15 protein-coding genes are annotated in these 14,309 nt (G+C 68.3%); 1 reads left to right on the top strand and 14 read right to left on the bottom strand.

The annotated features are described in order from the left end of the window. Positions 1 to 7: 7 nt before the first annotated feature. The 3 genes from dut to HRL41_RS05560 all read right to left on the bottom strand — a co-directional run bounded on the left by dut (position 8) and on the right by HRL41_RS05560 (position 1,253). Positions 8 to 445: a dUTP diphosphatase gene (gene dut, locus HRL41_RS05570; RefSeq protein ID WP_256368287.1), complete on the bottom strand. Its 438-nt coding sequence runs from the start codon at positions 443 to 445 to the stop codon at positions 8 to 10. A gap of 7 nt (positions 446 to 452) precedes the next feature. Next, on the bottom strand, positions 453 to 902 hold the full coding sequence (gene nrdR, locus HRL41_RS05565; RefSeq protein WP_165172509.1) for a transcriptional regulator NrdR: 450 nt from the start codon (positions 900 to 902) through the stop codon (positions 453 to 455). Between the two features lie 84 nt (positions 903 to 986). After that, a complete protein-coding gene (locus HRL41_RS05560) occupies positions 987 to 1,253 on the bottom strand; it encodes a hypothetical protein (RefSeq protein WP_172135901.1) in 267 nt (88 codons plus the stop codon). Positions 1,254 to 1,365: 112 nt separating this feature from the next. Here HRL41_RS05560 and lexA point away from each other — a divergent pair, with 112 nt between their 5' ends. Beyond that, a complete protein-coding gene (gene lexA / locus HRL41_RS05555; protein ID WP_165172505.1) occupies positions 1,366 to 1,998 on the top strand; it encodes a transcriptional repressor LexA in 633 nt (210 codons plus the stop codon). Between the two features lie 40 nt (positions 1,999 to 2,038). On the opposite strand, the gene hflX is transcribed toward lexA, so the two are convergent. From hflX to HRL41_RS05500, 11 genes are all read right to left on the bottom strand, one after another. Further along, positions 2,039 to 3,391, bottom strand: coding sequence for a GTPase HflX (gene hflX, locus HRL41_RS05550; RefSeq protein WP_172135900.1), 1,353 nt, complete (start codon positions 3,389 to 3,391; stop codon positions 2,039 to 2,041). Positions 3,392 to 3,415: 24 nt separating this feature from the next. Further along, positions 3,416 to 4,369, bottom strand: a complete 954-nt coding sequence (dapF, locus tag HRL41_RS05545; protein WP_172135899.1) for a diaminopimelate epimerase — start codon at positions 4,367 to 4,369, stop codon at positions 3,416 to 3,418. Positions 4,370 to 4,401: 32 nt separating this feature from the next. Next, a complete protein-coding gene (gene miaA, locus HRL41_RS05540; RefSeq protein WP_172135898.1) occupies positions 4,402 to 5,385 on the bottom strand; it encodes a tRNA (adenosine(37)-N6)-dimethylallyltransferase MiaA in 984 nt (327 codons plus the stop codon). 9 nt (positions 5,386 to 5,394) lie between these two features. Continuing rightward, entirely contained in the window at positions 5,395 to 6,744 is a 1,350-nt protein-coding gene (gene miaB / locus HRL41_RS05535) for a tRNA (N6-isopentenyl adenosine(37)-C2)-methylthiotransferase MiaB (RefSeq protein WP_172135897.1), read from the bottom strand. 9 nt (positions 6,745 to 6,753) lie between these two features. Next, positions 6,754 to 7,056, bottom strand: a complete 303-nt coding sequence (locus HRL41_RS05530) for a stage V sporulation protein S (RefSeq protein WP_172135926.1) — start codon at positions 7,054 to 7,056, stop codon at positions 6,754 to 6,756. A gap of 161 nt (positions 7,057 to 7,217) precedes the next feature. Next, complete coding sequence (locus tag HRL41_RS05525; RefSeq protein ID WP_172135896.1) at positions 7,218 to 8,291, bottom strand: ATP-binding protein; 1,074 nt, start codon at positions 8,289 to 8,291, stop codon at positions 7,218 to 7,220. A 1-nt stretch (position 8,292) separates the two neighbouring features. After that, positions 8,293 to 9,858 carry a ribonuclease Y gene (gene rny / locus HRL41_RS05520; RefSeq protein ID WP_172135895.1) on the bottom strand — a complete coding sequence of 522 codons (1,566 nt, stop codon included), beginning with the start codon at positions 9,856 to 9,858 and terminating at the stop codon, positions 8,293 to 8,295. Between the two features lie 213 nt (positions 9,859 to 10,071). Then, on the bottom strand, positions 10,072 to 10,749 hold the full coding sequence (locus tag HRL41_RS05515) for a regulatory protein RecX (RefSeq protein WP_172135894.1): 678 nt from the start codon (positions 10,747 to 10,749) through the stop codon (positions 10,072 to 10,074). 9 nt (positions 10,750 to 10,758) lie between these two features. Then, entirely contained in the window at positions 10,759 to 11,814 is a 1,056-nt protein-coding gene (gene recA, locus HRL41_RS05510) for a recombinase RecA (RefSeq protein ID WP_165054955.1), read from the bottom strand. Between the two features lie 338 nt (positions 11,815 to 12,152). Next, positions 12,153 to 13,364, bottom strand: coding sequence for a CDP-diacylglycerol--glycerol-3-phosphate 3-phosphatidyltransferase (gene pgsA / locus HRL41_RS05505; RefSeq protein ID WP_172135893.1), 1,212 nt, complete (start codon positions 13,362 to 13,364; stop codon positions 12,153 to 12,155). Between the two features lie 3 nt (positions 13,365 to 13,367). Then, on the bottom strand, positions 13,368 to 14,309 hold a 942-nt coding region (locus HRL41_RS05500), incomplete at its 5' end, for a MiaB/RimO family radical SAM methylthiotransferase (protein WP_172135892.1).

Genomic DNA, 14,309 nt, shown 5'->3' with positions numbered 1-14,309 from the left:
TGGAAATCTAGCGTCCGCTGCTCCCGAAACCGCCTTCTCCGCGCTCGCTTGCCGGAAGGCTCTCTGCGCCCTCGAGCGAGACGGCTGGAACGGCGACGATCACGAGCTGCGCGATGCGGTCTCCAGGCTCGATGTGAAACGCCTCGTGTGCGTCGAGGTTGACGAGGATGACCTTGACCTCGCCGCGATAGCCGCTGTCGATGAGTCCCGGCCCGTTGACGACCGAGATGCCGTGCTTCGCCGCAAGCCCGCTGCGCGGGATGACGAGCCCGGCGTAGCCCTCGGGAATGGCGAGCGCAAAGCCGCAGCTGATCGTCGCGCGCTCGAAGGGCTCGAGCACGGCGGCGTGCGTCGCGCGCAGGTCAAGCCCCGCGTCACCTTCATAGGAATAGGACGGACGTTCGATTTCAGCGTCAGTCATGAGAAAGGGCACTTTAAGCGACATGGCGCACCTACGCATTCATTTCCTTGAGGGCTTGGGCGAACTCCTCGATGCTCTGGAAGTCCTTGTACACGCTGGCGAAGCGGATGTAGGCGACGTCGTCGAGGTTCGCGAGGCGCGCGAGGACCATGTCGCCGAGGTCCTTCGAGCGCGTCTCAGTGCGCGGCGAGGATCTCAGGTCGCCCTCGATGCCCGAGATGAGCCCGTCGATCTGCTCGGGTGAGATGGGGCGCTTCGCGCAGGCGATGAGCAGGCCGCGCATGAGCTTCTGGCGGTCGAACGCCTCAGATGAGCCGTCGGACTTGATGATGATGATGGGGTTCTCGCCGAGGCGCTCGTAGGTGGTGAAGCGATGCGCGCACGCAAGGCACTCGCGCCGACGGCGAATAGACGCTCCTTCTTCAGCTGACCGGGAGTCAACGACCTTTGACTCAGCGTATCCGCATGATGGGCAGTACATGGCGCTCCTTAAGCTCGTTTGCGCTCCATCATACCGCATGCAGTGCAGACGGCGTCCATCTGCACGAAATAAGGATGCTGGCCGCTAGAGGACGAGCGCGGCGACGCTCATGAGGATGCCCGCCGTGAAGGCGACGATCACCTGGGTGCGCGTGAACCGGTTGAACGGAAGCCCGGCGAGCGAGCCCGCAGCTTGCGCGGGGTCTGAGGCCGCGGACGCCTCGCGAGGCATGGCCCCGTCGCCTTTTCCGGGAAAGCTGATGATGCGCGCACAGCGCACGGGCGTGCTCTCAGGGGCCAAACGAAGAGCGGATGTGCCTTCCACAGGGTAGTTCATCTCAAGATTCTTCATTTTTCTTCCCTCCAGGTCTTGCGTAGAACCTTTGTTCGTGGATATAATAGGTCGAACAAAAGTTCATGTCAATACCTTTTTAAAACATTTGTTCGCGAAGGAAGGAAAAGCCATGGCACAGAAGATCACGAAACGCCAACAGGCAGTGCTCAGCTGCATCGAGGATTGTATTCGGGAAAAGGGCTATGGCCCCACGGTCCGCGAGGTGTGCCAGACCCTGGGCCTCTCCTCCCCTTCCACCGTCCACGTGCACCTGAAGGCGCTTGAGGAGAAGGGCTACATCAAGCGCGACCCGCTGAAGTCGCGTTCCATCGCGCTCACCTATCCGCTCGAGGACGAGGCCACCAACATCATCACGCCGAGCTTCGGCAAGGTCGTCGACGTTCCCCTCGTGGGTGACGTGGCGGCCGGCACGCCCATCCTCGCACAGGAGAACATAACCGACACCATCACGCTGCCCACGGACATCGTGGGGGACGCGCCGTCGTTCCTCCTCTCGGTGCGGGGTGACTCCATGATCGAGATCGGCATCAACGACGGCGACTACGTCGTGGTGAAGGAGCAGCCCGTCGCCAACAACGGGGACATCGTCGTGGCCATCGTCGACGACGGCGCCACGGTCAAGCGCTTCTACAAGGAGAAGGACCACATCAGGCTGCAGCCTGAGAACTCCAGCATGGATCCCATCATCGTGAGCGACTGCTCCATCGCGGGCAAGGTCGTGGCGGTGTTCCGCAGGCTGTAAGGCGGGCGAGCGCATCTCGAAAGCGCACCCGCCTTACAGCTCATGGCCGCGCAGCCTTCGGCGTCTCGGCCCCCTCCCCTTCCCGCTTGACGCGGTAGGGGGCGAACGTGTCGGCGTAGCTCGGCGGGACGAGCATGGTGAGGCGCGTCCCCTCTTCCTCATGCGCCTCCCCTATGAGGTGGCAGCGCTCGTGCGCAAGCGCGACGAGCGAGCCTTTCGCGTAGGGGATGAGCACCTCCATGTGCACGTCGGACGCGGCAGCGGCAGCGCTGATGCGCCGCACGAGCTCCTCGATGCCGAAGCCGGTATGGGCGGACACCACCTGGGCGAACGGGTAGCGGGCGGCAAGGCCTGCGCGCTCCTCGTCAGCGAGGAGGTCCGCCTTGTTGAACACCTCGATGCAGGGGATGCCCTGGGCGCCGATCTGGCCGAGCACCTCGCGCACGGCCTCGGTCTGCCCATCGAACTCGGGCGACGAGGCGTCGATCACGTGCAGGATGAGGTCAGCGCCCGTGATCTCGTCGAGCGTCGACTTGAACGCCTCCACGAGCGTGGTGGGGAGCTTCTGGATGAAGCCCACCGTGTCGGTGACGGTGATCTCGCGTCCCTCGGGAAGCTCGAACTTGCGAGTGGTGGAGTCGAGCGTGGCGAAGAGCTTGTCGTAGCTGAGCACGTCGGCGTTCGTGAGGCGGTTGATGAGGCTCGACTTGCCGGCGTTGGTGTATCCGGCGAGCGCCACCTTGAACATGCCGCTCGCGTACCGGCTCTCGCGCTGCAGCGCGCGCACCTCCCCCAGATGGGCGAGCTCGCGCTTGATCGAGGTGATGCGCTTGCGCACCATGCGGCGGTCAACCTCGAGCTGGCTCTCGCCTTCGCCGAAGCGCGACCCCACGCCGCCGCCCATGCGGTTCGAGGCCAGATGCGCCCACATGCCGCGCAGGCGCGGGTAGAGGTACTGGTTCTGCGCGAGCCTCACCTGCAGGCGCCCCTCGCGGCTGGTGGCGTGCAGGGCGAATATGTCGAGGATGAGCGCCGTGCGGTCGATCACCTTGACGTCTTTGTCAACGATGTGCTCGAGGTTCGACTGCTGCGAGGGCGTGAGCTCGTCGTCGAATATGACCAGGTCGGCGCTGTGGGCGCGCGCGAGGTCGGCGATTTCCGCGGCTTTGCCGCTTCCCACGAACGTGCGCGGGTTGAGGGCGTCGAGCTTCTGCGTGGTGGTGGCCACCACATCGGCGCCGGCGGTGTCGGCAAGGCGCTCGAGCTCGGCGAGCGAGGAGGAGAGCGGCCAGGCAAGGCCCGGGCGGTCGACGCCGACGAGGACGGCGCGCTCGCGGCGCTCCTCCGAGGTAGTGACGGGGCCGCGGTAGATGACGGGTTCGAATTCAGACACGGTAAGGCTCCTTGCTGCGCGCCGTCACGCGCCGGTCGAGAGCCGGGGCAGCTCAACCGGCAGCTCGACCGTGCCGGCGAAGCTCTCGGCGGCAGGCCCCGTCATCATCACGTGGCCGTCGTCGGCCCAGCGGACGTGAAGCGTGCCGCCGCGCAGGACGAGGTCGTTCTCGCGGGTTGCGCGCCCGGTGAGGAAGGCGGCGACGTTCGTCGCGCACGCGCCCGTGCCGCACGCGAGCGTCTCGCCGCAGCCGCGCTCGAACACGCGCATGTGAATCCCGTCATCCGCGATGACGGCGAACTCGACGTTGACCTTCTCGGGGAACGCCTCGTGGCGCTCGAAGAAGGCCCCCACGGCGTCAAGGTCGAGCGCCTCGAGCGACTTCTCAGCCGGATCGGCGAACAGCGCGTCGGGCACCTCGTCCCAGCTGTCGACGAAGCAGATCGCGTGCGGGTTGCCCATCGACACGCACGTGAAGCGAAACGCACCCCACAGGGACTCGAGGGGAAGCTCCTTCACGAACGCGGCGCCTTGGTCAGACGCGGCGTTCGCCGGCGCGTCCACGGGCACCTCCGCGGGATCGAGCACGGGGCGGCCCATGTCGACCGTCGCGCTCGTCAGGAGCCCCGCCTCGTCGGTCGTGAAGCTTATGGGCCGCGGGCCGGCGAGCGTGTCGGCGACGAACGCGCCGTCCTGCGCGTTCACGAAGCCGCGGTCCACGAGGAACTTGGCGAAGCAGCGCACGCCGTTCCCGCACATCTGGGCGAGCGTGCCGTCCGAGTTGATGTAGTGCATGTACGCGGCGCAGGCGGGGTTCGCGGAGGGGCGCGCGAGGATGACGCCGTCGCCTCCGATGCCGAAGTGCCGGTCGCACAGCCAGCGCACCTGCCCGGCCGTAAGCTCGAGCTCGCGGCTGAAGTCGTCGATGAACACGAAGTCGTTTCCCAGCCCGTGGAGTTTGGCGAAGTTGAGTTCCATTCCCTGCTTCCTTGATTGCGTCGTCCAGATGCTCATGAGCGCCGCTCCCCTGCCCGCTGCGCCTCGAAGGCCGCGTCGGCGTCGCGTATGAGCGCGAGGGCCTCCTCGGCGAGCGCGTCGGCGTCGAAGTCGTCGGCGTTGATCCAGCGGATGCGCTCGTCCTTGCGAAACCACGTGCGCTGGCGCTTGGCGTAGCGCCGCGTGGCCACCTTGATGCGCTCGACGGCCTCGTCGAGCGTGCACGTGTCGTCGAGGGCCGCGACGACCTCCTTGTATCCTATGGCCTGCGGCGCGGTGATGCCCGCGCGGAAGCCCTGGTTTAACAAATTCTTTACCTCCTCGACGAGCCCTCGCGCCACCATGTCCTCGACGCGGCGGTCGATGCGATCCTTGAGGACGTCGGGGTCGACGGCCAGGCCGATGAGCACGACGGGCACGGCGGCCTCGATCTTGCCGAGGTTCTCCTTCTGCTCGGCGTAGCTCATGCCCTCCTCGAGCAGCTCGAAGGCGCGCACCACGCGGCGCACGTTGTTCGGGTGCACGACGGCGGCGCTTCGGGGGTCGCGCTCGCGCAGAAGCTCCCAGAGCGCCTGCGGCCCCTCCTCCTCGGCGAGGCGCGTGTAGCGCTCCCGCACGGGGTTGCCCACCTGCTCGCCTTGCGGGAAGTCGTAGTCGTCAACCGCCGCGCGCACGTAGAGCCCCGTGCCGCCTGCGAGCACCGGGCGCCGCCCGCGCTGCGCGATGTCGGCGAAGCAGGCGCGCGCATACGCCTGGAAGAGCGCCGCGGAGTAGGGCTCGCCAGGGTTGACCAGGTCAAGCCCGTGATGCGGGACCACGCGCCCGGAGGGCGCGACCTTGCCCGTGCCGATGTCCATGCCGCGGTACACCTGCATGGAGTCGGCGCTCACCACCTCTCCCCCGACGCGCAGCGCGATGGCCTGGGCGAGGTCGGACTTGCCCGACGCCGTGGGGCCGACGATGCCGATGACGGGTGCGGGCAGGCTCAAGCGCGTCATGCTCTCCGCTTACGCGATCTCGCCCGACAGGTACCACGTGCGGGCCTCGTCGACGCGCACGTTCACGATGGTGCCGGCGAGGTCCTCGATGCGCACGCCTTGCGGGATGCGCGCGTGCACGGTCTGGTTCTTGGGGCTCTTGCCCATGAGGATGGACGCGTCGCGCTTCGACGCGCCTTCGACGAGCACGGGAACCGTCCTGCCCGCCTCGGGCTGGTTGAGCTCGAACGCCTTGCGCTGCACCAGGTCGACCAGGCGGTCGAAGCGCTCCTGGATCACCTCACGCGGCGTGTCGTCGACCATCTGGGCCGCCGGAGTGCCCTCGCGCTTCGAGTAGATGAACGTGAACACCTGGTGGTAGCCCACCTCCTCGACGATGCGGTAGGTGTCCTCGAAGTCCTCGGCCGTCTCGCCGGGAAAGCCCACGATGACGTCGGTCGACAGGGCGATGTCGGGGCGGGCCGCGCGCAGCTTCTCGATGAGGTCGAGGTAGTGCTCGCGCGTGTAGCGGCGGTTCATGGCCGCAAGGATGCGGTTCGAGCCCGACTGCACGGGCAGGTGGAGCGCGGGCTGCAGCGAGCGGAGCGTGGCGAAGCGCTCGATCACCTCGTCGGTCAGGTCCTTCGGGTGGCTCGTGGCGAAGCGCAGGCGCTCGATGCCCGCGGCGTCGACGGCGTCGAGCACATCGGCGAAGCGCGGCGCGCCGTAGAGGTCGCGCCCGTAGGAGTTGACGTTCTGCCCGAGCAGGGTGATCTCCTTCACGCCGGCCGCGACGTAGCCGCGCGCCTCGGCCGCGATGTCCTCGAGCGGGCGCGACTTCTCGCGTCCGCGCACGTACGGGACGATGCAGTAGGAGCAGAAGTTGTCGCAGCCGATGGTGATGGGCAGCCACGCCGCCCACGCAAGCTCGCGCGAGCTCGGCAGCTCGGTGGGAAAGGAGCTCGACGCGTCGAGAACCTCCACCTGATGTCCGCCCTCGTCGATGGTCGCCATGAGCAGCGCGGGGAGCGAGCCGAGGTTGTGCGTGCCGAACACCACGTCGAGGTGCGGCAGGTCGCGCGTGAGCTTCTCGCCGTCGCGCTGGCCGATGCAGCCGCCCACGGCGACGATGCGCTTGGACAGCGGCGTCTGCGGGCGCAGGGCCACGTTCTTCAAGGAGGCCACCTGCCCGTAGAGGCGCACGTCAGCCGCCTCGCGCACGCAGCACGTCATGAAGACGACGATGTCGGCCTCCTCGATGGTGGCGACGGACGTGGCGCCGAGCCCCTCGAGCATGCCGGAGATGCGCTCGGAGTCGTGCTTGTTCATCTGGCACCCGAAGGTGTGGACGCAGAAGGTGAGGCCGAAGAAGGTTGACATGGGCGGCCTCTAGTCGCGCGCGGCGTCAGGCGTGCGCGCGCCGCCGCGGATGGAGCGCGGCTCGACGGCGAAGCGGATGGCCGTGCGGTACTCGCCGTCGATCACGATGTCGGCGAAGGAGGGCACGCACACGATCTCGATGCCGATGGGCGAGAGGAAGCCGCGGGAGATGGCGATGGCCTTCACCGCCTGGTTGACCGCGCCGGCGCCCACCGCCTGGATCTCGACGACGACGCCGTCCTTTATCATGCCGGCGATGGCGCCGGCGACGGAGGCGGGAGATGACTTGGATGATACCTTGAGGCACCCGATCTCGGGTTTTTGTTCTGTCGACACGTGCGTTCCTTGTTCGTTCGATGCTCCGGGTATGGTGCGTTCAGCGTGCGCCCTGCCGCATGTCTTGTGATGCCGCTTGTGAGCACAAACACATATTCTATCTGATGAGACACTTGTACGCAACAGATGCGGCGCAGCTAGGAGAGCTTTTCCACGGGGATGGTGATGGTGATGGCCTCTTGCGTCACGCGGACGCGCGGCTCGACGTCAGGCTCGAGGTAGTAGCGCCGCGCGACGTCGGCGAAGGCGCTGCGCGCGGCATCGCGCAGAAGCGCGGCGTCGGGCTCGGCGAGCTTGAGGCCGCGCCTGTCGCGCGCGCTTGCGGATTTAGCGCGGGCAGGCGCATCTGCGGGGAAGCTCTCGGCCTGCAGGCGCTCGAGCAGCGACGGCGTGCCTTTGATGGCGCCGTCGACGATGCGGCGCGCCGAGCGCTCCGACATCGGCAGGCCCAGGTCAGCGGCGATCTGGGCGAAGGCGGCCGGGTCGGTCGCGCAGGCGAGGCGCTTCGCGAGCGCAAGGTCGTCCGAGGCGAAGGTGCGCTCGGCGAGCGAGGTGGTCGCGCGGCCGTACTCGTACAGGGTAGCTGCGATCTCGGTGGCCGAGCCGCAGTAGACGCTGCACTCCCGGCGGTGCTCGAGCGCGAACTCGGCGGCGGTGCGCACGATGTTGCGGGGCCCGCGCATGGCGTGCACGCCGTCACGCACCTCGAAGCGGGGAAACGTCGACTGGTCGGTCTTCTCCTTGAGCTTCTTCAGGTTCGTCCTGATGACGAGGGAGGTGCCGGCGCCCTCGTCTGAGGCGGCGACGTAGGCTTCCTCGGCGTTCACGGAGACGGAGTAGAGCGCCATGCCGCGCCCGTGCATGCCCCACTTGTCCATGTGGGCCGTCTCGAGCTTCGAGGTGACGCGCGGTTCGAACACCCGCGCGCGCATGCTCTCGGGGATGCCGCAGCCGTCGTCGATCACGGTGAGCGTGCGCGTCACGTCGTCGCGCTGAGCGACGACGAACACGTGGCGCGCGCCGGCGTCGCGGGCGTTGCGCAGAAGCTCGATCACGATGTCCTCGGTCGAGCGGATGTCCTGGGCGGCCTGGCGCTTCTCGGCCTCGGTGCTCCGAAGACGAACGTAGCCACCCCCGAAGTCCTGCTCGACGCGGAGGTGGCTATCGCCGCACACTGACTCCACGAACGTGGTCAGCGCGTTCTCGCTCATGTTACTTTGCGTAGTCGACGGCGCGGCTCTCGCGGATCACCACGACCTTCACCTGACCGGGGTACTGCATCTCGCTCTCGATCTGGTGGGCGATATCATGCGCGAGGACGACGGCCTGCGCCTCGTCGACCACCTCGGGCTTCACCATGACGCGCACCTCGCGGCCGGCCTGGATGGCGTAGGTGCGCTCGACGCCCTCGTGCGCGTTGGCGATCTCCTCGAGCTTCTCGAGGCGCTTGATGTAGGCGTCGAGCGTCTCCTTGCGGGCGCCGGGGCGCGCGGCGGAGACGGCGTCGGCCGCCTGGATGAGCACGTCGAGGATGGTGTTGGGCTCGACGTCGGCGTGGTGCGCCTCGATGGCGTGCACGATCTCGGCCCGCTCGCCGAAGCGGCGCGCGAGGTCGGCGCCGATGACGGCGTGGCTGCCCTCGACCTCGTGGTCGACCGCCTTGCCGAGGTCATGCAGAAGGCCCGCGCGCTTGGCGGGGATGGGGTCGAGCCCGAGCTCGGAGGCCATGACGCCTGCGAGGTAGGCCACCTCGAGCGAGTGGTTGAGCACGTTCTGCCCGTAGGAGGTGCGGTAGCGCAAGCGGCCGAGCGTGCGCACGAGCTCGGGGTCCAAGTCGTGGATGCCGGTGTCGAACACGGCCTGCTCGCCCGCCTCCTGGACGCGCTGGTTCACGAAGGAGACGGCCTTGCCGTACATCTCCTCGATGCGCGCGGGGTGGATGCGCCCGTCGGCGACGAGGTTCTCCATGGTGACGCGGCCGATCTCGCGGCGGACCGGGTCGAAGCACGAGATGGTCACGCACTCCGGCGTGTCGTCGATGATGAGGTTCGTGCCGGTGAGCTGCTCGAACGAGCGGATGTTGCGCCCCTCGCGGCCGATGATGCGGCCCTTGAGGTCATCCGACGGGATGTGGATGGTGGACACCGTGTTCTCGGCCGAGTGGTCGGCGGCCACGCGCTGGATCGCGAGGCTCAGGATCATGCGCGCCTTCTTGTCGGCCTCGGCCTTGGTGCGCGTCTCCGCGTCGCGGATGATGGCGGCGGACTCGTGGGTGACCTCGTCACGCAGGGCGTCGAGCATCTCGGCCTTCGCCTCCTGCGGCGTCATGCCCGCCACGCGCTCGAGGCGGCGGCCCATCTCCACCTCGGCGGCGTCAAGGTCGCGCTCGCGGCGGTCGATCTGGCCCTGGAGGGACGAGAGCTGGTGCTCGCGCGCGTCAAGCGTCTCGACGCGGCGGTCGAGCGACTCCTCGCGCTGCGACACGCGGTTCTCGGCCGCGCGCACCTCGCGCAGGCGCTCCTTGTTCTCGTCGTCAACGCGCTGCTTGTACTGGATCGCCTTGTCCTTAGCCTCGATGTCGGCCTCGCGGCGCATGTTCTCCGCCTGTCGCTTCGCGTCTTCGACAAGCGCAGACGCCTCATCAGCAGCCTTTTTCGTGAGCGAGGCTGCCTCGTCGGCGGCCTTCTTCGTGGAAGAGTTTGCGATGAAGCGCGCAACGACGATACCGAGAGCGATGCCGACGGCGACGCCGACAATGAGCAGGATCATCTCGATCATGTGCTCCCCCTTTCGTCTGAGTTGGTTACGTCTTTAAGGTGGTCAGTCAACAAAAAATGCCGGCAACAAGCCGACATGAGCAATAGGCACGACAGGATAGACTCACTATGAAGTTATATCTATAGGCAAATACCCATCGGGTACGTATCGCTCAAAGCAAGAATCAAGTATACCGCATCAAGGCGCCGTTTCGCCTGAGCAAATGCGAACGGATTATCCTTCCTCACACCATATCCTCGCAGCGGAGGTCGCGACGTCCGAGGAGAAGCCCTTCGCGACGCAGCGTCGGAAGGCCGCCTCGCGCTTGTTCTTGGCGCGCGGCGGGCGCGCCCTGATGGCGGCGAGCGCGCGGGCCACCTCGTCGCCATCGCCTGCGTCAAGGTGGTCGCGGTAGGCGTCGAGGGAGTTGACGTCTATGCCGAGCTCCTCGATCTCCGCCTCGGCGAAGCGCAGGCCCTTGCCGGCGGCGAGCGTGGCGCGCACGAGCGCCTCGGCGTAGCGGGCGTCGTCGAGCGCGCCGACGCGGCAGGCGCGCTCGATCGCGCGGTCGGCCGCCTCGGGGGCGAAGCCGGCGCGCATGAGCTTGTCGCGCATGCGCGCCGTGGACTGCTCGCGCACGCTCACGCAGCGCAGGACCTTCTGATACGCCTCGTCAGCCTGCTCCTCGAGGGCGTTCGGCTCGGCGGAGCTGACGTGAGCTGCCCCAGAGCCCGCAGGGCTTGTCGGCGTCGAGGAAGGCGCGGCGGCTGCGAAGCTCGCACGCCCCGCAGGGTGGCGTGCGGCTTTCGGGGAGCGGGCGGGGCGCGGCGCCCGCCCCCCGCCCGCTCCCCCGCCTTCGATGGCGGCTATGCTGCCTCTCAGCTGCTCGATCACGCTGCTCTTCGACGACATGGGCGCGCGCTACTTCCGCTTGCCGTCTTTCGGGAGCGGCGTGGCCGCGTCCTCGCCGAGGTTCTGGTCGAGGACCGGGATGTCGAACGCCTCGCGCACCTTGCGCTCGATCTCGTCGCGCATGTCGGGGTTCTCCCGCAGGGTGTTCTTCGCCGCCTCGCGCCCCTGGCCGAGGCGCTCCTCGCCGTAGGTGTACCACGCGCCGCTCTTCTTCGCGACGCCGCACTCGACGGCCATGTCGATGATGCAGCCCTCGCGCGAGATGCCCTCGCCGTACATGAGGTCGAACTCCGCCTGGCGGAACGGCGGCGCCACCTTGTTCTTGACGACCTTGGCGCGCACGCGGTTGCCGACGATCTCGCCGCTCTGCTTGATGGAGTCGATGCGGCGGATGTCGATGCGCACGCTCGCGAAGAACTTGAGCGCGCGGCCGCCCGTGGTGGTCTCGGGGTTGCCGAACATGACGCCGATCTTCTCGCGCAGCTGGTTGATGAAGATGCACGTGGTGTTCGACTTGGAGAGCGAGCCGGCGAGCTTGCGCAGCGCCTGCGACATGAGGCGCGCCTGCAGGCCGACCGTGGTGTCCCCCATCTCGCCCTCGATCTCGGCGCGCGGGACGAGCGCCGCCACCGAGTCGATCACCACGCAGTCGATGGCGCCTGAGCGCACGAGCATGTCGCAGATCTCGAGCGCCTGCTCGCCGGTGTCGGGCTGGGAGATGAGGACCTCGTCGATGTCGACGCCGAGGCGCGCGGCGTAGACGGGGTCGAGCGCGTGCTCGGCGTCGATGAAGGCGACGATGCCGCCCATGGCCTGGGCCTCCGCCAAGATCTGGAGCGCGAGCGTGGTCTTGCCGCTGGACTCGGGGCCGTAGATCTCGATGATGCGCCCGCGCGGCACGCCGCCGATGCCGAGCGCCGCGTCGAGCGGGAGCGCGCCGGTGGGGATGACGCCGATGTTGAGGTCCGCGCCGCCCTCGCCGAGCTTCATGATGGAGCCCTTGCCGAACTTCGACTCGATCTGGTCGGTCGTGAGCTTGAGCATCTTCTCTTTGTCTTGGTTCATGTGCGCTCCTTTGCGTGCGGCGGCGTAGGCTGTTCGTCTTGAAACGGTATACGCCTATTATACGAACACCTGTTTGTTGGTCAAGGAGGTTTCCTTTTTTTCCCGAGAAAGTTCTGCGGGCGCGCCTTGACGCCTTGCAGCATAGCGGCGCCGCCTGACGGCGTGATGGCGGGGAGTTGGCCAGGATGCGGCAGGAGGCTGCGCCCTGAGGCGCATGACGCAGCGGCGGGAGGTCGCCTGCATGTCGCCTCTACCTGGCGCACGTCAAGCAAAAGCGCGCCGCGTCCTGGCGGGCAGAGCCGCCGCGCATGACGCACAGCGCGCCGCGTGAAGCCGCCCTACGCCTCGCCCGCGAGGGCGCAAAGCGCCTCGAGGGCCGTCTGCTGGCGGACCTGCTCGCGCGTCCCCTCGAAGCAGCGCGTCCAGGAGCGCGCCTCGCCCTCGGAGGCGAGGCCGAACCAGACGGTCCCCACGGGCTTGCCCTCCTCGGCTCCCCCGGGGCCGGCGATGCCGGTGACGGCGACGGCCACGTCGGCGCCGAGCGTGCGCCGGGCCCCGCGCGCCATGTCCTCGGCCACCTCGGCGCACACCGCGCCCTGCGCCTCGAGCACGCCCGCGTCGACGCCGAGGACGCCGTGCTTCACCTCGTTCACGTAGCTCACCACGCCGCCGCGCACCACTTCCGAGCTGCCAGGAACCGACGTGAGCGCGCTCGAGATCATGCCGCCCGTGAGGCTCTCGGCCGTGGCCAGGCGCGTGCCGCTCGCCAGCGCCTTGGCGACCACCGCGCGCGCCTGGTCGTGGACGAGCGCGTCGAGCTCGGCTGCCGAGGGCACCTCCCGGCCCGCCGCGCCCTCCGCCGTGCCCTTCGCCGCGTCCTCGGGCCCGTCCTCGGCTTCGCTTCCAGCTGCGTCCTTCGCCTTCCCGCGGGCCTTCGCCGGCGCGAAGCCGAGGAGGTGGCGCGCCTTCGACAGGTAGTCGAGCATCGACACGATGGTGAGCACGAGGGCGACCAGCATGACGAGCCATGACAGCACGTACAGCGGGTCGCCGAGCGCGGAGCCGACCGTGGCCGGATGCAGGCCGTCCTTCACGAGGAACAGCACGATGGCGATGATCTGGAACACCGTCTTGGCCTTGCCGTACCAGCTCGCGGCGATGACCTCGCCCTTCGTGGCGGCGATCATGCGCACGCCCGAGACGATGAACTCGCGCGCCAGTATGATGAGCACGGGCCACGACGGCAGCACGCCGAGCTCCACGAGCGCGAGCAGCGCCGCCGCCACGAGGATCTTGTCGGCGAGCGGGTCCATGAACTTGCCGAAGTCGGTGACCTCGCCGCGGCTGCGCGCGAGGTAGCCGTCGATCCAGTCAGTGCACGAGATGAGGACGAACACCCCCGCCGCCATGAGCGACTTCATCTGCGTGCTGACGAAGTCGAGCCCGAGCCACTCGGGCCAGGGGCTCAAGAGGACGAGCACGAACACCGGCACGAGGCAGATGCGCGTGAGCGTGATGACGTTGGCAGGTGTCCAGAGCTTCTCGGGCATGCGCTACTCCGCCTCCATCTCGTACATGAGGGTGTCGCCGACGCGCACCTCCACGATGCTGCCCACCTCTCCGGCGTCGAGGTAGGTGACCCCGTCAACCTCGGGCGCCTGGCACTGGGCGCGCCCGAAGAGCTGCCCGTCCTCCTCGCGGCCCTCCACGAGCACGCGCACGGTGCGGCCTGCGCGCTCGGCGACGCGCGCGGTGCAGGCCGCGTCGGCGATGTCGCGCAGGCGCTGGGCGCGGTCGGCCTTCTCGTCCTCGTCAACCTGGTCGGGCAGGTCGAAGGCGCGCGTGCCCTCCTCGCGCGAGTAGGCGAACACGCCCACGTAGTCGAAGGGCGCCTCGGCCACGAAGTCGCAGAGGTCCTCGAACTGCTCGTCCGTCTCGCCGGGGAAGCCCGCGATGAGCGTGGTGCGCAGCGTGACGTCGGGCACGGCGGCGCGCACGCGCTCGATGAGCGCCTCGAACCGTGCGCGTGACCCGCGGCGGTTCATGGCGCGCAGGAGCGCCTCGTCGACGTGCTGCAGCGGGATGTCCAGATACGAGCAGACGTTGTCGTGGCCCGCCATCACCGCGAGCAGCTCGTCGGTCACGCCCTCGGGCTGCAGGTACATGACGCGAAGCCACGTGTGGGGGAACTCCTCGGCGAGGTCCTCCATGAGGCGCGCGAGCGTGCTCGGCTCGTCGAAGTCCTGGCCCCAGCGCCCCGTGTCCTGCGCGATCAGGACGATCTCGCGCGTGCCGGCGGCCACGTGCTCGGCGACGCTTGCGCGGATGTCGGCGGCGGGGAAGCTGTGGTAGCGCCCGCGGATGAGCGGGATGGCGCAGTACGAGCACCAGCGGTCGCAGCCGTCGGAGATCTTCACGTAGGCGGACGGCGCCGCGGGGGCGTCGACGCTCGCCGGCGCGGCGCCGGCGGGAGGCTCGCCCACGCCCGCGCCGCC

This window comes from Adlercreutzia sp. ZJ473, assembly GCF_013185065.1.
GTDB lineage: Bacteria > Actinomycetota > Coriobacteriia > Coriobacteriales > Eggerthellaceae > CAAEEV01.
The sequence above is the reverse complement of the archived record's forward strand: the minus strand, read 5'-3'. Positions and strand labels throughout refer to the sequence as shown.